The organism is Hymenobacter ruber (genome assembly GCF_054783255.1).
Genome location: NZ_BAAGQX010000004.1, coordinates 382984 through 405489, shown reverse-complemented (window position 1 = coordinate 405489; position 22506 = coordinate 382984). Strand labels below are relative to the sequence as shown.

Here is a 22506-nt window from a genome sequence, read left to right as displayed (position 1 = left end):
GCTACCCTGGCTTATCTTGCTCCATCATTTCCAGCGGCAACCTTTTAGGCCGGCGCGCAAAGCAACCCCTTGCTTTTTATACCCCTGCCCCATCGGCCGGAGCGCGCCGCTATCAGCAGCCCTGCCCCATCGTCTTTCCCTGCATGAACCGATTGCTACTCATCGGGCTGCTGGTAGCCCTGCTGCTGCCCGCAGCCGTGGCTGCCCAGAAACTTCCCGCCTCCGACCCGCCCAAAACCTACCGGGCGGGCAGCGAGCGGGTGCCGCTCTACCGCAGCCCGGCCGATACCGCGCGCGCCGCCAGCACCTCCCTGGCCCCCAACGAAACGGCCACGGTGGTGGGCCGCTACTCGCCGCGCTGGCTGGTGGTGAAGCGCACCGGGTTCCTGTTTCTGGCCGCCAGCGGGCAGCTTATCGACCCCGACGCACAGGTACCAAACCTGCAGCCCCGGCTGGCCGATGGCACACTGCTGCCGCTCGATGAGCAAACGCACCGCGTCACCTACGAGGGCGTGGTGGAAGTACCCGGCGCCACCCAAAACCAGCTCTACGACCGCGCCCTGGAGTGGATGGCCAAAACCTACCAATCGGCCAACGACGTGGTGCAAATCAAGGACAAGGAGCAGGGCAAGCTGCTGGCCAAGGGCGGCATCCTGTTTTTTTCGCACGGCACGCCCATGGGCTTCGTGGTGCACACCCAAACCATTTACGTGAAGGATGGCCGCTACAAGTACCTCATGACCGGTTTCAAGCACCAAAACATCCTGACCAACGGCCCCGTAGCCCGCGACGGCTCGATGGGCGCGCTGGAACAACCTACCCCGCCCGAAGGCTTCCGCGACAAGCTCTGGTTTGAGATGCTGGCCGGCACCAATGCCAAGGTGAAGGCCATGATTGCCGACCTGGAACAGGCCATGCTGGCCAAGGGCAAAGACCCCAGCAAGTTTTAACCAGCTCCGGACAACATGAAGAAGCCCAGGCAGCCAAAACGCAATACCACGGGCCTGCCCGACCAGCTCAAGGCGGGCGTCGAAAGCCTCTCCGGCCAGTCCCTGGATGAGGTGCGGGTGCATTACAACTCGGCCAAACCCGCGCAACTGGAGGCGCTGGCCTATGCGCAGGGCACGGATATTCACGTAGCGCCGGGGCCGGAGCAGCATCTGCCGCACGAAGCCTGGCATGTGGTGCAACAGCAGCAGGGCCGCGTTAAGCCAACCGAGCAGCTGGCTGGGCTGAAAGTCAATGATGACGCCGCCCTGGAACGGGCAGCCGATGACATGGGCGCAAAAGCGGCACATCTGCCAACAAACACCAGTTTGGCTCCGGACGCGTCACAATAAGCAGCAACCTTCGGCGACGGCATCAGTGCTGTTTTCTGCCGAGCTTTGCCTGTGTCAGGCCGCGGTTGGTGGCTGAACGCATTCAGTTCTGATGAACAACGCTTCCGTCGCTACCTCTAAATCTGTTTTTGGTGCTGGCTTGCTGGCCGCCGCGGCTTCGCTCTGCTGCATTACGCCGCTGCTGGCGGTGGTTGGTGGTTTGAGCGGGGCCGCCGGAGCCTTCGCCTGGGTCGAGCCTTATCGGCCCTACCTGGTGGGACTCACTGTGGTCGCGTTTGCTGTGGCTTGGTATCAGCAGCTCCGGCCAAAGCCGGCGGCCGACTGTTGCGCAGCCCCGCAAAAACCGACCTTTATGCAGTCGCGGGGCTTCCTGGGACTGGCGACGGTACTGAAAAGGCATTCGACTCACAAAAAAGGCCTTGGCATGATTGCCAAAGCCTTTTTTATTACACATCATCTTAGAACCCGAAAGGATTATTTTTTTCCCTTGCCGTTTCCTTTGCCATTGTCGGTGAGGGTGAGCTTGATAGTACCGTCGGGCATGGTCACAGCCTCGGTGTTGTAGCTGTGGGGCACACCACGCTGGTCGGTTTCATTCCAAGTCGAGTTGTACACCACTCGCTGGCTTGGACGCGCGGTGGTGGGCACCGTGCCTTGCCACACCGACATGGCATTGTCCGAAGGCGTAAGCACGAATTTCGACTGCGACATGGTAAGGCAGCCATTTAAGCCGGATACGCCCAGCAGCGAATTTGGGATGCAATCCGTGTAGTCAACCTTGCGCACAAAGGCACCTTTGCCTTTGGCGCCGCCTTCCTGGTTTCCGGTTTGTGCGTGGGCGACCGGTCCACTCAAGATGAGGCCAGCGACGAAAAGAGTCAACGGAATTTTTTTAACGAGGTGGTTCATCGTTTTTTTAGAAGTGAGAACGGAGCATGTTGCTCCAGCCAAACGCCAGCCAAATAAGGTGCCACGATTTGGAGCTGGGCCGGATGAGTGGCTCATTACAGGAGCGTTAGCCGGGTAGTTATACCAATGACATACTATCGGGCATCTAGTGCCTGCAATGCGATTGCTCCCAACTCCTACTGAGCCGGAGTCATTAGCGCCTTGCCGTATGCGAACCCAGCTGCGCTAACACGTTCGCCGGATAAAAGTCATTGTTTATCGATTAGCTCAGTATTAATTACAACGTGCGCCCCTAAGCATTTGTGAAAGCTACGGCTATGTGCTTACGGGCATGCTGCTGCTGTTGCTGATGGCGTTGGTGTTCAGCAACGTGACCGCCACCCGACACTACCCAGCCAACAAGCGCTGGTATCATATCCGGCGCCGCCGATAAATAGGAACCGGGAGCGAGTGCGTCCGCTCGCCGCCGCGCGACCGCCACTGCCACTCCATTCCTGCCGACCTTTGCGGCACCCATGCCCGCAACTGCTGCCCCCGCTTCCCGCCCCTACTCCGCCGGCTTCTGGCTGATGTGCCTGTCGTCTTTCCTGTTTTTTCTCAGCTTCAACCTGCTGCTGCCCGAGCTGCCCGACCACCTCACCCGCCTGGGCGGGGGCGACTACAAGGGCTTCATCATTGCCCTGTTTACCCTCACGGCGGGGCTCAGCCGGCCGTTTTCGGGCAAGCTGGCCGATACCGTGGGCCGCATTCCGGTGATGGTGTTTGGCTCACTGGTGTGCTTCGTGTGCGGGTTTTTCTACCCGTGGGCGCTCACGGTCACAGGGTTTCTGGGGCTGCGGCTGCTGCACGGGTTCAGCACGGGCTTCAAGCCCACGGGTACGGCCGCTTTCATTGCCGACATTGTGCCTGTGGAGCGGCGCGGCGAGGCCATGGGCCTGCTGGGCGTGACGGGCAGCTTGGGCATGGCCGCCGGGCCGGCCTTCGGCTCGTGGGTGGCGGCCACGTTCTCGCTCAACACCATGTTTTACTGCTCCAGCGCGGCGGCGTTGCTCTCGCTGGTGGTGCAAGGCACACTGACCGAAACGCTGCCGGTGGCCCAGCGGGAGAAATTCAGATTCAAATTGCTGAAGCTGGACTGGAGCGAAGTGCTGGAGCCCAAGGTACTGCCGGCGGCCCTCACCACGCTGCTGTGTCTGTTTCCGTTCGGGGCGGTGCTCACCGTTATACCCGACCAAAGCCGGCTGCTGGGCCTCACGGGCTCGCACAAGGGCTGGTTTTACCTGTGCTACACCATCGCCTCGCTGGCAGTGCGGCTGGTGGCAGGCAAGTCATCGGACAAATACGGGCGGGTGCCGGTGCTGCGCTGGTCCACGGCAATGCTAGCCGGCGGACTAGTCCTGCTGGTTTTCACGCCCTCAGTACCGTTATTTTTGCTGGGCGCGGTAATATTTGGGCTGGGCACGGGCCTGAACTCGCCCACCCTCTACGCCTGGACCATCGACCTGAGCGAGCCCGCCCGCCGGGGCCGGGCCGTGGCCACCATGTACATCGCCCTCGAAGCCGGCATTGGGCTGGGCGCGCTGGCGGCGGGCTGGATTTTCAGCAACCACGCCACCCACCTGCCCTACGTGCACGGCCTGAGCCTGCTGTGCGTGCTGGCGGCGCTGGTGTACCTGCTGCGCGTGCCCGCTGATGGCCCCATCGGCCATTCGGTGGCGGCCGATGAAGTGCCCGAGCCCTCGGCGGAGGAGGTGGTGTAGCGCCACACTGCCCGCAAATTAAGTAGTTCGCAATGTAGGACAGGGCTTGTCCCCGGTCGGTCGTTAGCACCCGCCAGAACGATTCTGTTCAACTCCTTGGTAGTGCTAAGCCTCACCCCTACCCCGCTTAATCCAGAGAAACAAGATGAAAAATTGATGATTTTTGACTGAATTTCAGTAGTTTTAGCAGTTCAAAGACTGTCTATCCCTTTCTTTTTTCTGCATGCTATCATCTCTACTTCCTGGCCGTTGGCCGGGCTTACTGTCGGCGTTTTTACTGGTAATCAGCTATTCGGCGCGGGCCCAGAACGAGCCTATTAAGTTTGGGGTGATTGACAGCCGCGAGCTCACGGCCGCGCCGTTCGTGGGCGATTCGGCGGCCTCGGCCGTGGTGCTGTGCGACTTTGGCCGCTCGCGCCTGAAGGGACAGGCCGGCAATTTCCAAGTGGTTTTTGAGCGGGTGACGCGCATCAAAATCCTTAAAAAACCCGGCTACGAGTACGCTACCGTCGAAATCCCGCTCTACCACCGCGACGACAACCAGGAAAAAGTGTCGAACCTGCGCGGCTGCACCTACAACCTGGTGAACAATGCCGTAGAAAAAACCCGGCTCGAAACCAGCGGCGCGTTTCTGGAAAAGCGCACACCCACCATCAACGTGCAGAAGTTTACGATGCCCAACGTGCGGGTGGGCTCGGTGGTGGAATTTGCCTACACCCTGACGTCGGATTTCCTGTTCAATTTTCAGGACTGGACGTTTCAGCGCGACATTCCGGTGCGCTGGAGCGAGTACCGGGTGAGTATTCCGTCGTTTTACCGTTACAAAATTGTTTACCAGGGCGCGGAGGCTTTCGCCGTGAATAGCAGCACGGTGGGCACGACCAACTTGGTGCTCGATAATAAAATACCCTCGAACGCGGGTGTCGCCGGAGGGCAGACGGTGGGGACCATCAACATAAGCGCGCCTACTGAGGAGCACACCTGGGCGCTGAAGGACGTGCCGGCTTTCAGCGAGGAGCCGTTTATGACCACGGCCGGGGACTACGTGGCCCGGCTCGATTTTGAGCTCACCGGCGAGCAGTGGCCCGACTCGCCCTACCACGACCTGACCGGCACCTGGGAGAAAATCAACGCCCGCCTGCTGACCGACGATGAATTTGGCGGCCGCCTAAGCAGCCACATCGGTTTTATGCAGGACCAGCTGCAGGGCCTGGCCGCCAAATACCCGGCCATCACAGACCGTGCCGCGGCCGTGCGCCAGTTGGTGATGGCCGCCGTGCGCTACGACGGCACCGACCACTATTTTGCCGCCGAGCCGCTGCGCAAGGCCTTTGATGCCCACCACGGCACCTCGGCCGATGTAAATATGCTGCTCATCGCGGCCCTGCGCGAAACCGGCATCGTAGCCCACCCGCTGCTGCTGAGCACCCGCGACCACGGCGCCGTAAGCAAGGAATACCCGCTGCTGGAGCGCTTCAACTACGTGGCGGCGCTGGTGCCGCTGGCCGATGGCAAAGACCTGCTGCTGGACGCCACCGAGCCGCTGCTGCCCTGCGGCGTGCTGCCCCCGCGCTGCCTCAACCGGGTGGCTCGCCTCATCACCAAAAAGCCCGAAGACAGCCGCTGGGTGGACCTGGCACCCGCCCTGCGCCGCGTGCGCTACCAGCAGGTGGCCCTCACGCTGGATGCCCAGGGTGGCTTCACGGGCAAGGTGCACGACGAGCACGGCGGCTACGCAGCGGCCGAAGCCCGCGCCCGGCTGGCTGGCCAGGGCGAGAAAAAATACCTGGCCGCCGCCACGCAGCGCCACGACAACTGGACCCTGACCAAGCCCGTCCTGACCCACGCCGATAACGTGGACAAGCCCCTGGTGCTGGACTACGAATTCACGCAGCCCGCCGAAAGCGCCACGGCCACCGGCCCGCTTTACCTGAGCCCGCTGGCCGAATTTGGCATTGGCCAAAACCCGTTTCGGCGCGAGCAGCGGGACTTTCCCGTCGATTTCGGCATTCCCCAGGACGAAACGCTGGTCGTCAACCTGACGCTGCCGGCGGGCTACGAGCTGGCCGCCGTGCCCAAGCCCGCCGTGGTGGAGCTGCCCGACGGTGGCGGCCGCTTCGTGTGCAGCGTAGCGGCCACGCCGGGCGCGGTGATGCTCACCAGCCGCCTCAGCCTGCGCCAGGCCGTGTACAGCGCCGCGCAGTACCCCAACCTGCGCGAACTGTACCGCCTGCTGCTCGAAAAGCAGGGCGAAAAGCTCATCATTCAAAAGAAAGCCGGCAGCTAAACGGCGGGCCTTTTCGGCAACCAATCAATACTAATTAACCTTTCCCACGCTCTTTATTTATGAAGAACTCGTTACGTTACCCGGTGGCATTGGCCGCCCTGGTGCTGGCCAGCCTCACGGCCCAGGCCCAGACCGACCCCATCAAATTTGGCAAGCCCGACCCCAAGGATTTTACGGCGGCGCCGTTTGTGGGCGATAGCGCCGCGGCTGCCGTGGTGCTCTGCGACTACGGCACCACCAGTTTCCAGTACAACAACAACGACTTTCAGCTGATATCGGAGCGCACCACGCGCATCAAAATTCTGAAAAAGGCTGGCTACGACGCGGCCACGGTGGAAATCCCCCTCTTCCACCGCGACGAAAACCAGGAGAAGATTACCGGCCTGCGCGGTACCACCTACAACTTGGTAAACGGCCAGGTGGTGAAAACCAAGCTGGACGGCAGCAACACCTTCACCGAGGACCAGACGGCCAATGTGCGGGTGCGCAAGTTCACGATGCCCGACGTGCGCGAGGGCTCGGTGATTGAGTACAACTACACGGTGATTTCCGACTTCCTGTTCAATTTTCAGGACTGGACGTTTCAGCGTGACATTCCGGTGCGCTGGAGCGAGTTTCGGGCCACTATTCCGGAGTATTTCCACTACAAAATGCTGCAACAGGGTTACCACGCCTTGGCCGTGCAAACCCAGAGTGAGAGCGCGGCACAGTTTACGGTGCGCACGGCGGGTGGCTTCACCGGGGGCGGCTTGTCAACCAACCGTGAGGCGGCTACGAATGATGCCGTTACGGCGCACGCCACCCACTACGTGTGGGCAATGAAAGATGTGCCTGCTTTCCGCGACGAGCCCTACATGACCACCTCGGAAGACTACCTGGACCGCATTACCTTCCAGATGGCCGGCCAGCAATTTCCAAACCAGCCCTACCTGAACGTGTCCGGCACCTGGGCCAAAATCGACATGGAGCTGCTGAGCAGCGACAACTTTGGCGGGCAGCTTGACCGAGGCGGTTTTTTGAAGGACCAGATTATGCCGCTGGTGGCCAAATACCCCGATGTGCAGGCCCGCGCCGCTGCCGTGCGTGAGGTGGTGATGGCCGCCGTGCGCTACGATGGCACCAACCACTACGCCACCACGGCGTCGCTGCGCAAAGCCTTCGATGCCCACCACGGCACGGCCGCCGACGTAAACCTGCTGCTCATCTCGGGCCTGCGCATGGCTGGCATTCCCGCCAATCCGCTGATACTGAGCACCCGCAACCACGGCCGCGTGGACCAGTCGCAGCCCATGATTTCCCGCTTCAACTACGTGCTGGCGCTGGTGCCGCTGGCCGATGGCAAGGACCTGCTGGTGGATGCTACCGAGCCGATGCTGCCCTGCGGCGTGCTGCCCAAACGCTGCCTGAACCAGGCCGGCCGCCTCATCATGAAAAAATCCGAAGAAGGCCGCTGGGTGGAGCTGGCCCCGGCCCAGCGCTACGTGCACTACCAGCAGGTAGCCCTCACCATGGACGCTAAGGGCGGCCTTACGGGCAAGGTGCACGAGGAGCACGGCGGCTACGCCGGGGCCGATGCCCGCGAAGAGCTGAGCAGCCTGGGCGAAAAGAAATACCTGGCCCGGATGACCCGCCCGCACAGTGGCTGGACCGTGCCCAAGCTGACCGTAGGCGAACGCGAAAACGTAGCCAAGCCCCTGGCCCTGGACTACGAGTTTACCCAGCCCGCCGACGACAACGCCACCGCCGACCTGCTCTATCTGAGTCCGTTGCGCGAGTTCGGCACCGAGCAGAACCCCTTCCGGCACGACGACCGGCTGTTTCCCGTGGACTTTGGCGCGCCGCAGGACGAAACCACGATGGTGACCCTGACGTTGCCCGCCGGCTACGAGTTGGCCGAAATACCCAAACCATCCATTGTGGACCTGCCCGAGGGCGGCGGGCGCTTCATCTGCACCGTCACGGCCGGCGCGCCCGGCGTGGTGCAGCTTATGAGCCGCATGAGCCTGCGCAAGCCCGTGTACGCGGCCGAGGAATACGCCCAGCTACGTGAGTTCTACCGCCTGATGCTGGAAAAGCAAAACGAGCGGCTGATTATCAAGAAGAAGGCCTAGTCGGCAATTAAGGCCATTTTAGCTACCCTGTTTTTTATCTGATGAAAGCCCTGCTTCCTTTCCTGGCTGTGCTGCCGCTCGGCGGCTTCCTGACGCCCCCCGCCGCGTCCGCGCCCAAATACGCGGTGGCTGATATTCCATCGTCCCTGCGCGAAGGCGCCAGCGCCGTGCTACGGGCCGATGACGAGGTGGTGACCGTGAAATCGGCCGGGCGGCTGGTGCACACCGTGCACCGCGTCATTACCGTGCTGGATGCAGCGGGCGACGACTTTGGTCGGCACGGTGAATATTATTCCGACCTCGAATCGTTGAGCTACCTGCGCGGGGCCGTGTACGATGCCGACGGCCGCCTGCTGCACCAGCTGCGGGCCGCCGAAATCCACGACCAGGGCGTGAGCGACAATAATTTCATGACCGATGTCCGGATTCGCTACGCCGACCTGCGCCAGCCCCAAACGCCCTACACGGTAGAGTTTGACTACGAAACCGTGTCGGACAATACCTTATTCTACCCGCATTGGCAGCCGCAGGAAGCCGAAGGCCTGGCCGTGGAAAGCGCGACCCTGCTCGTGACCACGCCCACCGCCCTGCCCCTGCGCTACCAGGAGCGGCAGCTGCCCGTGGGCACCGCCGTGGCCCACACCAGCACCAATGGCCAGGAAACCTACGAGTGGCAGCTGACCAACCTGCCGGCCGTGGACGAGGAAGAAGCCGCGCCGCCGCTGGCCGACCTAACCCCGTCCGTGGCAATGGCTCCCGGCACCTTTGAGGTGCAGGGCCACAAAGGCTCAGCCACTTCCTGGCAAAACCTGGGGAGCTGGAGCTACGAACTGAATGCCGGCCGGGACGTGCTGCCGCCCGCCACCACGGCCAAAGTAGCCGCGCTGGTCAGCGGCATCACCGACCCGCGCATCCGGGCCCAGCGCGTGTACGAGATGCTGCAGGGCAGCACCCGCTACATCTCGGTGCAGCTGGGCCTGGGCGGCTGGCAAACGTTTCCGGCCAGCTCGGTGGCCAGCAATGGCTACGGCGACTGCAAAGCCCTAAGCAACTACACCGTGGCCCTGCTGAATGCGGCCGGCGTGCCGGCCTGCGTGGCCCTAGTAAAAGCCGGCTCCGACGAGCCCGACATTCGGGCCGACTTCCCCAGCACCCAGTTCAACCACGTCATTGTGTGCGTGCCTCCGGCCAAGGGCAGCAAGGCCGATACCCTGTGGCTGGAATGCACCAGCCAGACCGAATCCTTCGGCTACATGGGCAGCTTCACGGGCAACCGCCACGCGCTGCTGCTCACGCCCGAGGGCGGCAAGCTGGTGGCTACGCCCCGCTACAGCACCGCCGAAAACCGCCAGTTGCGTCGCCTCGACCTGTTTCTGGACGCCACGGGCAGCGCCACGGCCACGGCCCGCACCCTGCGCACCGGCCAGGAGCAGGACCTCTACGCCATGCTGATGCACGAGCGCGGGCCGGTGGAACAGAAAAAATACATCACCGACCGCCTCAAGCTACCCACTTTCACCCTCACCAAATTCAACCTGACGGCAGCCCCGGCCGGCCCACTACCGGGCGTGGTCGAGAACCTGGCGCTGGCGCTGCCGGGCTTTGCCCCGCCCAGCGGCAAGCGCGTGTTCATCAACCCCAACCTGCTGAGCCGCCTGCCCGCTCTGCCCGCGCAGGTAGGCGAGCGCCAGACCGACCTGTGGCTCGACCACGCCAGCCTGCACGCCGACACCGTGCGGCTGCACCTGCCCGCCGGCTTCCACCCCGAAACTCTGCCCGCCCCCGTGCAGCTTAGCACCGCCTACGGCACCTATGCCAGCCAGTACGCCGCCCTGCCCGATGGCACCATCCAATACATCCGCCGGCTGGAGCTGAAACGCGGCCACCTGCCCAAAACCGCTTACGCCGGCTACCTCGACTTCCGCCGCAAAATCAGCGTGGCAGATAAAACAGCGGTGGTATTGCTGAAAACGGAGAGCTAGCCATTAGCTCCACCTGTCATTGCGAGTGAAGCGTAGCGCAACGCGGCAATCCGTCCTGTCAAAACCAGACATTTTCTAATAACAGAAAGCCCCGGCGCATAGCAGCGTCGGGGCTTTTTATACTAAAAAAGGCTTGTCACACTTCAGGGCTTCTCACATTATACGGGACGGATTGCCGCGTTCCGCTGCGCTTCACTCGCAATGACAGACGGGCCTGCTAAAACTTTACCCGCAGCTGCGCTTTTACCTCGCCGCGTAGCGAGCCCTGGATGGATTCCAGCCCCGTGCCCACCACATCCTGATGGCGGTAGCGGGTTTCGGCGTAGCGCAGCCAGAGCGTCATGGCGCGGTTAACGCGGATTTCGGCAATGCCGTACACCCGCGTGCCCTGGCCGTAGAGGGCCGGCACTGATACCGCTAATAACACGTCCTGCTCATACACATACTGGCGCGAGTCGTAGTCGTCGGCGTCGAAGATGGAGTAGCGGGCCGTGAGCTTGAGGGTGCGGTTGAACTGGTAGCCCACGTCCTGGGCCAGCACGTAGCCGCTGCGCCAGGCCAGGCCGTCGTCGTCGCGCAGGCGCAGGGCCTGCATGCGGGTGCGCAGTTCCAATTGCGGCGAAATGGCCGTGTTGTAGTACACCAGAATGCTCTGGCGCAGCTGCTCGCCGGGTAGCGGCAGGGCGCGGTTGGGGTCGAGGTTGAGGAGGTCGGCGCTGGCCAGGTCGCGGGGCTTGAGGCGCTGGCGCAGCTGCACGTAGAGCAGGCTGGTTTTGGTGGGCGAGTAGGCGACGCGAACGAGAGCATCGTGGCCGTCGGTGGGGGCGCTGGCGCGGTAGCGCAGCCACGGGAAGCGGAACTGGTCGTAGTAGGCCGAGATTTCCCAGCGGGCCACGGGCCGCACCTTCAGGCCGATATAAACACCAGTTTCGTTGATGTTGCGGGTATTTTCGCTGAAGGCGTTGCCGTAGAGGGTGTGAAAATCGGCATCGTAGTGCCGCACCAGCAAGGCCGCGTCCACGCTGGAGCCGAGGCTGGCCAACAGGCCGTTTACGGTGCCCAGGCCGCCGCCGGTGCTGCGCGCCGTTTCGCCAAACAGCAGGAAGTTGCGGTAGACGTAGCTGTAGTTCAGGCTCAGGGCCAGGTTTTCGCGGCCGCTGAACTCGAAATAGTTGTACGGCTCGGGCCGCTTGAGAATGGGCGTGCCATAGTGCGTGAACACGCCGGTGGCTCCGATGGCCAGGTTGCCGTCGCGGCTGGTGTAGGTGGCGTTACCGCCCCCAACGGTTTCGGCCAGCCGGTGTCGGTTGGCAATTTCCGAGGCCGTGCGGTGGAAGCCGGTATACAGCAGGCCCGAGGTAAATTCGTCGTACTGCGCCAGCGAATCCTGGCTTTGCTGCAGGTTGGCATCCACGTTCTTGTGCGACACAAAACCCGTGACCTGCACCGTGGGCGCCACCTGGTACGTGGCCGCCCCGCCCCGGAAAAATGCGTTTTCAAGCAGCGACGAATACGCCCGCACACCCACCGACGAGCGCCGCAGCGTGGTAATCGTCTCCGCGCCCTTGCCCACGCCCAAGCCCGACGACAGCAGCAAACCCTGCCCAAATTGTAACTGGTAGTCGCCCAACGCCAACGATTTCAACTTGCCCCGCTCCTGAATGAGCAGGTGCGCCGACACGTAATCGGCCCCGAATTGCCCGTTCTTAGGGTTCCATACCAAGGGCTCACCAGCGTCCTTTTCCATCGAAAAGCCCACGCTGAAATCCTTGGTGTGGCTCACGCGGTAGCGAATCAGCATCTTATCAGCCGAACCTAGGTAGCGCGTGGTGGGCTGGCCCTGGTAGAGGGTGGGCGGCGTGTAGCCCTGGCGCTGCTGCAACACCCGCTCGTAGCGCAGGTAAAGGGCGTTATTATCCTCGCGGGCAATGCGTTGCCACAGGGTGCCCCGGCTGGCATTGCCTCCGCCAGCCTGCACGCTCACGAAGGGCAAAATCCGATTTATCGTGCGCAGGTCGTAGCCCTCAATGCTTTGCAACTCATACACGCTCAGCAGGTCGCCATTGGCCTGGCGGTGGTTGAGCAGCGTGGTTATCTGGTTTTCATTGAGTAGCAGCAGCGAGCGCAGCTCCTCGCGGGTGGCGGTGTTGAGGTTGATGGGCGTCTGATAATACTGGAGCAGCGTCTCGTAAAGGTCCTCGTAGGGCACTTCATCCGATTGAATTTCGGCGAATAGCTCCTGCGTCAGGCGGTCCAGGTCGGGCGCACGACGCACGTAGTCCTGGGCATTGGCAGCTTGTCCTATCAATAAGACCCCGCAAACCGTGAGCCCGGCCAACCCATTCCGCAGGTTGAAACCAGCGCGTAAGCGTAGATTTTTTCTCATTACTTCCCGCCCCACGATTTACTCACGCTCAGGTGTTGGCTAAAACCCAGTGCCTGCTGAAACGCCGCCGCGTAGTCAATCTGAAACGCGCCGGCCAGCACGCCAATGCCCGCACTGGCCTGCTCGGTGAGCGAGGCCAGGCCCAGGCGCGCGGCCAGCACCGGCACCGGCCGGTATTCCAGCCCCACCTTGAAATTGGCGGCGCGCTCCACGTCTTTTTCCGTCTCCACCAGCAGCAGCACCTGGCTGCCGGGGCGGTAGGCCAGGCCGGCCTTGAGGATGGTGGGCACCCGCTCGTCCTGGTAGCTGGCCAGCTTGGTCTGGCTGATATTATAGAGCGAAGCGCCGAAGCTGAGCCGACGGGGCACAATTTCAATCTGGCCGCCCAGCGTACCCAGCACCACGCGCCGGCTGCCCAAGCCTTCGATGCTTACTTGCAGCATATCGGCCCGCGCCCCCAGGCTAATTTGGCCGAAGCGGTAGGCGTAGCCCGCGCCCACGCGGGTTTCATTATATAGTACGCCGCCGAAGCGCTGCACCTCCAGCGCCACCACCCCGTTGCGCGCCCAGGTAGGCGCAGCCGCAGGGCTAAGCGACGGCGCGGCGCCCTCGGCCCCGGGCATTACGCCGCCTGCATCAGGAGCGGTGGTGTGGCCCAGCGGCAGGGCCACCGTGAGCGCGCCCACGTTCAGGGCCGAACTGAAATAGCGGTTTTCAGCGTAGAAGCCCACGCTGGGCCGTTGGATTTCGCTGATTCCGGCCACGTTGTTGCCCATGCTCCACACCTCGCCCGCTAGCGCCACCGAGGCGTTGCTGAGCGCGGCGGCGCGGGCCCCGCGCACCCCGGGGCCGTTGCCCTGCGCCTGCGCCACTGCCACCGGCCAAAGGGCCGAGACAACGATAAAAAAGCAGAAAGTAGAAATATATTTAGGTAGACAGTGTTTCATAACGGTAAGGTAGCAACTCGACTGCGATTGCCCCGATTCGAACCGAAATTATTTTGCCGGCCCGTGCGGTTAAGCATTCCGGCACCGCTGCCGAACTTGCCGTCCCATGCCCCGCTCCTTCTCTGCCGCGCCGCGCCGCGAAACCATTGCGTACCGAAATCAATCCCTCAGCTACACGCTCGTGTTCCGGTCGCGGCGCACCATCGGCTTTGCCGTGCGGCCCGATGGCAGCGTGCACATCAGCGCCCCGGCCGGCACCTCGCCCGAGTGGGTAGCCCAGCAAGTTCTGAAAAAAGCCGACTGGATTCTCAAGCACCAGGAAGCCTTTGCCAACCGGCCCGCCCCCGCGCCCACCCGCCATTTTGAGGCTGGCAGCACGCATTATTATCAAGGCCAGGCCTATCAATTGCGCTTTGCCGAAGCCCGCCGGGCTGCGGTGACGGTGGAAGGCGACGAGCTAGTCATGGCCGCGCCCGCGCCCCTCACTCCCGCGCAGGCCGAAGCATTGCTCCACGCCTGGTATGCCCGCCAGGCCGGGCCACTTTTTGCCGAATCGTTGGAGCGGGTGTGGCCGCGCTTCGCCGAGTTCAACCTGACCCGCCCTACCCTCTCCGTGCGCCAGATGCGGACGCGCTGGGGCAGCTGCACGCCACGCTCGGCCCGCATTCGCCTGAGCCCGGAGCTGGTGCGCGCCCGCCCCGAGTGCCTCGACTACGTGCTGCTGCATGAGTGCTGCCACCTGCTGGTGGGCGACCATTCCAAGGCCTTCTACGACCTGCAAACGCGGCTGCTGCCCGACTGGCAACGGTGGAAAGCGGAGCTGAACGCGCTGCCGAAGTAGTTCCTGTTTTCTTCTCCACTATGCTGTCCCGCTTCTTCCGCGCCCTTTTTCTCGGCCTCGTCTGGTTCTACCAGCGCTTCATTTCGCCGCTCACCGCGCCGAGCTGCCGCTACGCGCCCACGTGCTCGGTGTATGCGGTGCAGGCCATCAACAAGTATGGGCCGTGGCGGGGCGGGTGGCTGGCGTTGCGGCGCATTGCTAGCTGCCACCCCTGGGGCGGCCACGGCTACGACCCCGTACCCTAAACGGCGGCCTGCGTATAGGTAAGCTCACCTGTTGCTCTACGTTAATGCGCTTTATTCCCCTTGTGCCGGCCGCGCTGGCCCTAATGTTCACTGCAGCCTGCTCCCAGGCCCAATCCGATAAAACCACCGATTCGCCGCAGAACGCGGGGGCTGACATGCCCAAAGGCGGCGACCGCCGCAAGGATAAAAACGCGGCTGCCGAAATCGCGGGCCTCAGCAAAGTGGGCTCGCTCAAGGGCAAAGTGCCCGAAAGCTCGGGACTGGCCCCGGCCCCGGAAAGCAGCCATTATTTCAGCTTCGGCGACGACGGCAACTCGCCCACGCTCTACGAAATCAGCGGCGTGGGCCAGCTCATTCGCACCATCGACGTGCCGGCCACCAACACCGACTGGGAAAGCCTGAGCCGCGACGGCAGCGGCAACTACTACATCGGCGACTGCGGCAACAACGAAAGCACGCGCCGCGACCTCAAAATCTTCAAATTCCGGCCCGACAGTCCTAAGTCCGTTGGCACCATTGCCTTTAGTTACCCCGACCAACGTGAGTTTCCACCCAAGAAAAAGCAACGCAATTTCGATTGCGAGGCCAGCCTCTGGCACGACGGCCAGGTATGGCTTTTCACCAAAGACCGGGGCCAGGACCGCACCAGCAACGTGTACACCGTGCCCGACCAGCCCGGCACCTACACCGCCAAGAAAGTAACGTCGCTGGCCATTCCCGGTCAGGTAACCGATGCCGCCCTGCGCGCCGATGGGCACCGCTTGGTGCTGCTGGGCCGGGGCGAGCTGTTCGTTCTCGACGGCAATTCGTGGGCTGAAATCCTGAAGGCCACGCCGCGGCAGGTCTCACTATCCGGCGCCGGGCAGACGGAAGGTGCCGTTTTCAAGGACGACAATACGCTGCTTATCAGCACCGAGCAAGGCGGTCTGTTTGAGTACACGCTGCCGTAAGGGCGCAATGTTTTGGGAAATAGAAAGAGGCTTCGCAAGGTTGACATTGAATGTCACCTTGCGAAGCCTCTTTTTACGTTGCGAAGCCTGACGGCCTTAAACGTTAAGCGTCGTATGCTGCGCGTCGCCTTCTTTGCCCAGGTCACGCGGAGCGTAGCCGTAGGGGTTTTCGGGGTCTTTGCCGGCCCGCCACAGCACCCAGATGCCAATGAAAATCAGCGGAATGCTCAGCAGCTGGCCCTGGTTGAACATATGGCCGTTTTCAAACGCTACCTGATTCTCCTTCAGGTACTCGCCGAGAAACCGCTGGATGAACAGCAACACCACAAACAGCCCGAACAGCTGCCCGCGCGGCGTGCGCTCTTTGGTGCGGTTCCACATCGAATAGAGCAGGATGAGCAGGAAAATGCAGAACAGTGCCTCGTAAATCTGAGTGGGGTGGCGTGGTACGGCCATCAGCGTATCGGCCGTAACCGGCTGGCCGGCAGCATGTATTGGGTAAGCATAAGTACCGTTAGGCTGAACAACACGGTCAACCAGCTCCGCGCCAACGGGTAAGGGCTGAGTGGCGGGCAGCAGGTGCTCGGTATCGCGCGGGAAGGTGAAAGCCCACGGCGCGCTGCTGGGCTTGCCCACAATTTCGGAGTTCATCAGGTTGCCGGTGCGGATGCAGGCCCCGCCCAGCGCCACCACAATCACAATGCGGTCGAGCACCCACAGGTAGTCGAACTTATTGTTGCGGGCAAACAGCCAGCAGGCGAACAGGATGCCAATGGTAGCGCCGTGGCTGGCCAGCCCGCCCTGCCAGATTTTGAACACCACTATGGGGTCGGCCATCAGCGCATCGAAATCATAAAACAGCATGTGCCCCAGCCGCGCCCCCACAATGGTGCCGATGAGCATGTAAATCGTAATCACGTCGACCCACTGCGGCGACACCCGCTCCGAGCGGTAGATGTGCGTGAGAATGAACGTGCCCACCACAAAGGGCAGCATGAAAAACAGCCCGTACCAGCGCAGCGTGACCGGCCCGAGGTGAGCAATAATGGGGTTGACGTTCCAGAGAATGGCGTCGAGAGAAGGAAGCATGCGGGCGAAAATGAAATAGAAGGCCAAAGGTACTCAGCCCCCGGCTTGGCACCGGGCAGCAAAAAATGTAATTCAATACATGGGAAACGCCGGCACAATCAGCGCGGGGCGGGCACGCTGGCCGCCACCGGCACTCCGCCCGACGCGAGAGCCGCGTCGTCGCCGCCCAGAAGCAACACCAGTGCGCCGAGCAACAGGGCAAATGCGGGGCGGCGCACCCAACTTGGCCGCCAGGCGGGGCGGGTTTGGGCACTCAGCCGGGCCTGCACACGGCTGTAAAAAAACGGACGGGGCTGCGCCTGGGGCTGGGTACGCAGCTGGCCCAGCAGGTCCTCCCATTCCTGGTCGGGTTCAGGACGGTTGTCAGCGTTAGACATGGCGAAAAGACGGTTGAACGTGTTTGCGAAGGGTTTGCCGGGCACGAAATAACAGGGATTCGACGGCGGCCACGGTGGTATCGAGCACGGCGGCAATCTGTTCGTAGCTCAGCTCCTGCTCGTGGCGCAGGGTGAAGGCCACCTGCTGCTGGTCGGGCAGCCGGGCTATGTGGGCCAGCAGCAGCTCGAACTGTTGCTGGCCCTCCAATAGCGTGAGCGGGTGGGCGTGGTCGGGCGGCTCGTGCAACACCTCGTTGCCGAACCCCAGCAGGCTGGTGAAAAATGCCAGGCGCTTTTTGGCCTGGGCCCGGCGGCGATTTTTCAGCGCTCGTGAGGTAGTCAGGCGATAGAGCCACGTGCTCAGCGCCGCCTCGCCCCGGAACCGGCCGATGGTTTGGTAAACTTCTACAAAAACCTCCTGGGCCACGTCCTCCGCTTCTTCCGGGTTTCGGAGCAACGAAAACGCGGTGCGATACACGCGGTTCTGGTAACGGTCGACCAGGGTGCGAAACGCGGCCTCGTCCCCGCGTTGCAGCTGTGCTACCAGCTCTACTTCAGCATCCAGCGGCGGCGCAACCGCTTCGGCGCAAGCCGACGGCTCAAGGGTTGAAAACAGGGGAATAGCGCAAGTCACAGAGCCCGGACTGAATATTGGTAAGTTGTTTTTGCAGCTTCCGTCGCGACTCAATGTCACGCTTGATAAGGTTGCATAGCGTTAGGGCCGCTCAATGCAGAAAACTTGCGCCAACCGTTGCAAAACATCCGTAACCCAATGTCTATCAGAAGCTAATTTAGCAAAATACGTTTCGCTACTTCCGATATCCCACATCAGCGCCGACGCTACAGCGCCGCCAGCTCCGCGCTGAACCCGCCGCTCAGAATCGGAAACCGCAGCCAGGAGCGCGGGTCCACATTGTAATCATCGAGGTGAAACGAGGGCGCGTACCGTTCGCGCTTCCATTGATTACGGCTCCAGAGGGTATAGAAGCGACGCACGAAGGCCTTCAACTGCTCGTGGTCGAAGCCGGTGGCTTCTGTGTCCAGAGTATCCAGCACCTGCTTCGGGCTGAGGCGGTCGTAGAAAGCCAGCCGCTCGATGCGGTTGAGCAGGGTGTAGGGCATGAGGTCGCGTTCGTCGGTCTGCTTGTCTTCCAGGGGGCGCAGCTCGGCGGTGGGCTGCAGGGCGTTCACGTGGCGTAGGGCCGCGTAGCTCAGCTCGGTTTCGGCCCAGCGCAGCCACTTTTTCACGAAATCCTTGTCCACGCCCGCAATGGGCGAAATGCTACCGGCCGTGTCGCCGTCCATGGTGCAGTAGCCCACGCTGGCCTCCGAGCGGTTGGAAGTGGTGATGAGCAGGCAATTCTGCACATTGGCCAGCAGCCAGATGCCGGGGGCCCGCACCCGCGCCTGAATGTTCTGCAGCGCCAAATCGTCGGTTTGCCAGGTCAAATCCCGGCCCAGCGCACCTTGGATTTTGCCCACGTAGCCGGCCACCTCCTCGTCTATTTCCCAATTAAAAAACCGCGCCCCGATGCTATCGGCCAAATCCTTGGCGGAGTTGAAGGTGTCATCCGAAGAATTAACGGTGCCCTGGTAAGCACACGTAAGCAACTGTCGTACGAGCTGCTGATTGGTGCTAAAGTCACGCTCAGTCGTGGGCGTTTCCACCACTTGTGTGGCACTACCGCCGGCCCCGGCCTGCTGCACCACCGTTTCACTCGCCGCCGGAAAGCAGCCGCTGCGCCACTTGAACTCCTCCAAACCCAACTCTTCCACCCCCAGCCGCACCATTTCGGCCACGCCCACGGCACAGAAACAGGAGTCGGCCCCGCCGCTCAAACTCAGCACGAAGCCTTTGCTGCGGGCCTTGCGCAGGTAGTCGAACAGCGCCAGGCTCATGGCCTGGTTCAGCTCCTTGTACTCATCAGGCGCGGGCAGCGGCACAATTTCGGCGGCCGGCTCCGGCCTGGTCGTGAAATCCACGTCCACCCATTCCAAATCCACTTCCTTGAAGCTCAGCAGCTGGTTGCGCTTCAGCAAATGGCCGTTGCGCGCCACCAGAATTTCCCCATCGAAGATGATGCGGCCGGCCTCGTTGCCCAGCAGATTAGCGTAGAGGTAGGTGCAATCAAACGTGCGCGACGCCTTCATTACCAATTGGTAGCGCACGTCGGTTTTGCTCATGGCAAAGTGGCTGGCCGAGGGATTTACAATCAAATCCACCCGGCCCATGAGCCGGCAGGCCGGCCGCACATTATCGGCCCGCCAGGCATCCTCGCAAATCTCGAAGCCAAAACGCACGCCCTGGTGCTCGAAAATCAGGTCACCCAGCGGCCACGTCTCCCCTTCCCAACTCACGGTACCGGTTTCGCCCGCCACCCAGGGCGCAAAAAACCGCGTCTCGTAATGCACGCCGTCATTGGCCAGAAATTGCTTGGCCGCGAAGCCCAGAATCTGGCCGTCGCGCAGCACGGCGGCCGTGTTGTAAGTGCGGCCCGGCAGGCGCACCGGCAGGCCCACCACCACGCAGATACCCTGCGTCCACGGCCGCACCGCTTGCAGGTGGGCCAGTGCAGCCTCAGGCATCCAGTCGCTCAGAAACAGGTCCTCGCAGGCGTAGCCGGTCAGGCACAGCTCGGGCAGGCACAGCAGTTCCACGCCTGCACTTTTGGCCTGTTCAATGGCCGTCTGAATATTACGCAGGTTGTTTTCCCAATCAATGGGAATCTGGTTGAGGGCTGCTCCAGCGATGCGCATGCTAGTTGAATATTAAAGGCGAGAATGTAGAATATGAAAGCCGCAGTGCGGCGACATGTTGGTAGAAACCGACATGTGTTTAACGGAAAAAGCCCCATCGGGGCGACACCCATCGGACGAGTGTCGCCCCGATGGGGCTCTAATAATTCCAGGAGGACTATTTACTACCAATATGCCGCCCCACTGGGGCTATTCAGTAAGTTGATAATTAAATCCTTACGCCACCCCAAGCTCGGTCAGCGCCCGCTCGGCGGCGAGCTGCTCGGCCTGTTTCTTGCTCAGGCCCATGCCGGTGGCTACTACTTCCTCGTCCAGCAACACATTGGCGGTAAATTCCATCATGCCGCCCGGCCGGGCCTCGCCCGTGATGTCGTAGCGCAACACTTTGCCTTGGCGCTGCGCCCACTCCACCAGTTTGCTCTTGAAATTGGCCGTGGTGGTGGTGAGCGTGTGCACGTCCACAAACCCCTTCACGAGGCGCGTCAGAATGAATTTACGGGCCGATTTATAGCCCAAATCCAGGTACACGGCCCCTACCAGGGCCTCCAGCGCGTTGCCGTTCACGGAGCGCGAGCGGGCGGCGCGGCCCTGCGCGGCGTCCAGCTGCACCAGCTTGTCGAGGCCCAGCTTGAGGGCAATGCCATTCAGGCTTTCGCGGTTCACGATGCGCGAGCGCACCTCCGTCAGGAAACCCTCCTGCTCATAGGGGTACTTTTTAAACAGGTATTCGGCCACCACCGTGCCCAGCACGGCATCGCCGAGGAACTCTAGCCGCTCATTGGTCTGGTGCCGGCCAATGGCGGGCTGCTGCCGCACCGCCGACGAGTGCGTGAACGCCAGCCGGTAGAGCCGGGCATTCTTGGGCGTCTGGCCCGTCACGGTAGCTACGGCCTGCCGAAAGGCCTTATCAGAAGCAAAAAAACGGGAAACGAAACCGAGCAAAGGAAAGGGTTTTAAAGGTTCGGCAGAAAAAAAGCCTAAAAAAGAACGTCATGCTAAGCGCCGCCGAAGCATCTCACGTGCAATAGTAATTCAATCGAAAGAATTACCTGCGCGGTAGAGATGCTTCGGCAAGCTCAGCATGACGTTCTACTACTATTCAACCAATGTAACCAGCCGCTTACAGCTTGCGGAAAATCACCGACGTGTTGTGGCCGCCAAAACCAAACGTGTTGCTCATGGCCACGCGCACGTCGCGCTCCTGCGCCACGTTCGGCGTGAAGTTCAGCGCCTGGTTGATTTCCGGGTCGGGCGTGTGCAGGTTAATGGTGGGCGGCACCAGGCCGTTTTGCATGGCCATGATGCAGGCCACCGCCTCAATGCCGCCGGCCCCGCCCAGCAGGTGGCCGGTCATGCTTTTGGTCGAAGAAATGTTCAGCTTCTCGGCGTGCGCGCCAAATACTTTCTCGATGGCCTTGATTTCGGCGCCATCGCCCAGCGGCGTGCTCGTGCCGTGGGTGTTGATGTAATCCACTTCCTCGGGCTGAATGCCGGCGTCGCGCAGGGCATTTTTCATCACCAGCACCACGCCTTCGCCGCTTGGGTCGGGCGCGGTGATGTGGTAGGCGTCCGACGACATACCGCCGCCAATCAGCTCGCAGTAAATCTTGGCACCGCGCGCTTTGGCGTGCTCGTATTCTTCCAGCACCAGCGCGCCGGCACCTTCGCCCAGCACAAAGCCGTCACGGTCCTTGTCGTAGGGTCGCGAGGCCGAGGCCGCGTCGTCGTTGCGCTCGCTCATGGCCTTGAGGGCATTGAAGCCGCCCACCCCCGATTCGGTGATGGCCGCTTCGGAACCGCCCGTCACCACGGCATCGGCGAGGCCGAGGCGGATGTTGTTGAAAGCGGCAATGATGGCATCGTTCGACGAGGCACAGGCCGACGTCGTCACGAAATTCGGGCCACGGAAACCGTTTTTGATGCTGATGTTGCCCGACGAGGAGTCGGCAATCATGCGCGGGATGAAGAAGGGCGAGTAGCGGGGCGTTCCGTCGCCGCGCTCAAACTGGAAACATTCTTCCTGCAATGATTTCAGGCCGCCGATGCCGGAGCCCCAAATCACGCCCACCCGGTCTTTGTCCACGCCGCTTTCCAGCAGGCCCGAGTCGGCAATGGCTTCGTCGGAGGCAATCACCGCAAACTGGGTGAAAAGGTCCATTTTGCGGCCTTCCTTGCGGTCGAAATACGTGTCGGGATTATAGTCCTTGACTTCGCAGGCGAAGCGGGTTTTGAACTTGGTGGGGTCGAAGCGCGTGATAGTGGCCGCGCCGCTGGTGCCAGTGCGCAGGCCTTCCCAGTAAGCCGGGGCCGTATTGCCCAGCGGTGTGATGGCCCCAAGGCCGGTAACGACAACCCGTCGGATGGACGACATAAGTCAGGCGCCAGAGGCGCGAAAGGTGAAGCGGGATGAAACAGCAAAACCGGCCGGCGGCTAGCCGGCCGGTATGCGCAGAACTTAGGTATTCATTCCTGGCAAAACGCGGAAATCGGGTAATTATTTACGCAAATTGCTCGTCGTGCTCAGA

19 protein-coding genes are annotated in these 22506 nt (G+C 62.0%); 10 read left to right on the top strand and 9 right to left on the bottom strand.

Annotated elements, in window-relative coordinates; genetic code table 11:
• Positions 1–143: 143 nt before the first annotated feature.
• The 3 genes from ACYVM5_RS12265 (at position 144) to ACYVM5_RS12255 (ending at position 1905) form a co-directional block, all read left to right on the top strand.
• Complete coding sequence (locus ACYVM5_RS12265) at positions 144–950, top strand: DUF4468 domain-containing protein (RefSeq protein ID WP_460618397.1); 807 nt, start codon at positions 144–146, stop codon at positions 948–950.
• Positions 951–965: 15 nt separating this feature from the next.
• A complete protein-coding gene (locus tag ACYVM5_RS12260) occupies positions 966–1340 on the top strand; it encodes an eCIS core domain-containing protein (RefSeq protein ID WP_460618396.1) in 375 nt (124 codons plus the stop codon).
• Between the two features lie 91 nt (positions 1341–1431).
• Entirely contained in the window at positions 1432–1905 is a 474-nt protein-coding gene (locus tag ACYVM5_RS12255) for a mercuric transporter MerT family protein (protein WP_460618395.1), read from the top strand.
• Here ACYVM5_RS12255 and ACYVM5_RS12250 read toward each other — a convergent pair.
• Positions 1815–2249: a hypothetical protein gene (locus tag ACYVM5_RS12250; RefSeq protein WP_460618394.1), complete on the bottom strand. Its 435-nt coding sequence runs from the start codon at positions 2247–2249 to the stop codon at positions 1815–1817. The genes ACYVM5_RS12255 and ACYVM5_RS12250 overlap by 91 nt on opposite strands.
• Before the next feature lie 515 nt (positions 2250–2764).
• Here ACYVM5_RS12250 and ACYVM5_RS12245 point away from each other — a divergent pair.
• From ACYVM5_RS12245 to ACYVM5_RS12230, 4 genes are all read left to right on the top strand, one after another.
• A complete protein-coding gene (locus ACYVM5_RS12245; RefSeq protein ID WP_460618393.1) occupies positions 2765–4009 on the top strand; it encodes an MFS transporter in 1245 nt (414 codons plus the stop codon).
• A gap of 223 nt (positions 4010–4232) precedes the next feature.
• Positions 4233–6296: a DUF3857 domain-containing protein gene (locus ACYVM5_RS12240; RefSeq protein WP_460618392.1), complete on the top strand. Its 2064-nt coding sequence runs from the start codon at positions 4233–4235 to the stop codon at positions 6294–6296.
• 59 nt (positions 6297–6355) lie between these two features.
• Positions 6356–8407, top strand: a complete 2052-nt coding sequence (locus ACYVM5_RS12235; protein ID WP_460618391.1) for a DUF3857 domain-containing protein — start codon at positions 6356–6358, stop codon at positions 8405–8407.
• Positions 8408–8448: 41 nt separating this feature from the next.
• Positions 8449–10389, top strand: coding sequence for a DUF3857 domain-containing transglutaminase family protein (locus ACYVM5_RS12230; RefSeq protein ID WP_460618390.1), 1941 nt, complete (start codon positions 8449–8451; stop codon positions 10387–10389).
• Between the two features lie 217 nt (positions 10390–10606).
• On the opposite strand, the gene ACYVM5_RS12225 is transcribed toward ACYVM5_RS12230, so the two are convergent.
• On the bottom strand, positions 10607–12697 hold the full coding sequence (locus tag ACYVM5_RS12225) for a hypothetical protein (protein ID WP_460618389.1): 2091 nt from the start codon (positions 12695–12697) through the stop codon (positions 10607–10609).
• A gap of 77 nt (positions 12698–12774) precedes the next feature.
• Positions 12775–13722, bottom strand: coding sequence for a hypothetical protein (locus ACYVM5_RS12220; RefSeq protein ID WP_460618388.1), 948 nt, complete (start codon positions 13720–13722; stop codon positions 12775–12777).
• A gap of 106 nt (positions 13723–13828) precedes the next feature.
• On the opposite strand from ACYVM5_RS12220, the gene ACYVM5_RS12215 reads away from it, so the two are divergent.
• From ACYVM5_RS12215 to ACYVM5_RS12205, 3 genes are read left to right on the top strand one after another with little or no spacing between them, the layout of a single operon-like run.
• The gene (locus ACYVM5_RS12215) at positions 13829–14563 is read left to right on the top strand and encodes a M48 family metallopeptidase (RefSeq protein ID WP_460618387.1); all 735 of its coding nucleotides are present in this window, start codon (positions 13829–13831) and stop codon (positions 14561–14563) included.
• Between the two features lie 20 nt (positions 14564–14583).
• A complete protein-coding gene (gene yidD / locus ACYVM5_RS12210; RefSeq protein WP_198066967.1) occupies positions 14584–14808 on the top strand; it encodes a membrane protein insertion efficiency factor YidD in 225 nt (74 codons plus the stop codon).
• A 44-nt stretch (positions 14809–14852) separates the two neighbouring features.
• A complete protein-coding gene (locus ACYVM5_RS12205; protein WP_460618386.1) occupies positions 14853–15758 on the top strand; it encodes a hypothetical protein in 906 nt (301 codons plus the stop codon).
• A gap of 96 nt (positions 15759–15854) precedes the next feature.
• Here ACYVM5_RS12205 and lgt read toward each other — a convergent pair whose 3' ends face one another.
• From lgt to fabF, 6 genes are all read right to left on the bottom strand, one after another.
• The gene (gene lgt, locus ACYVM5_RS12200) at positions 15855–16847 is read right to left on the bottom strand and encodes a prolipoprotein diacylglyceryl transferase (RefSeq protein ID WP_460618385.1); all 993 of its coding nucleotides are present in this window, start codon (positions 16845–16847) and stop codon (positions 15855–15857) included.
• Positions 16848–16945: 98 nt separating this feature from the next.
• Positions 16946–17224, bottom strand: coding sequence for a hypothetical protein (locus tag ACYVM5_RS12195; RefSeq protein WP_460618384.1), 279 nt, complete (start codon positions 17222–17224; stop codon positions 16946–16948).
• Positions 17217–17858 carry an RNA polymerase sigma factor gene (locus ACYVM5_RS12190; protein WP_460618383.1) on the bottom strand — a complete coding sequence of 214 codons (642 nt, stop codon included), beginning with the start codon at positions 17856–17858 and terminating at the stop codon, positions 17217–17219. Before ACYVM5_RS12190 ends, ACYVM5_RS12195 begins: the two co-directional genes overlap by 8 nt.
• A 206-nt stretch (positions 17859–18064) precedes the next feature.
• The gene (nadE, locus tag ACYVM5_RS12185) at positions 18065–19981 is read right to left on the bottom strand and encodes an NAD(+) synthase (protein WP_460618382.1); all 1917 of its coding nucleotides are present in this window, start codon (positions 19979–19981) and stop codon (positions 18065–18067) included.
• Positions 19982–20197: 216 nt separating this feature from the next.
• The gene (rnc, locus tag ACYVM5_RS12180; protein WP_460618381.1) at positions 20198–20923 is read right to left on the bottom strand and encodes a ribonuclease III family protein; all 726 of its coding nucleotides are present in this window, start codon (positions 20921–20923) and stop codon (positions 20198–20200) included.
• Between the two features lie 178 nt (positions 20924–21101).
• Entirely contained in the window at positions 21102–22352 is a 1251-nt protein-coding gene (fabF, locus tag ACYVM5_RS12175; protein ID WP_460618380.1) for a beta-ketoacyl-[acyl-carrier-protein] synthase family protein, read from the bottom strand.
• Positions 22353–22506: the final 154 nt, after the last annotated feature.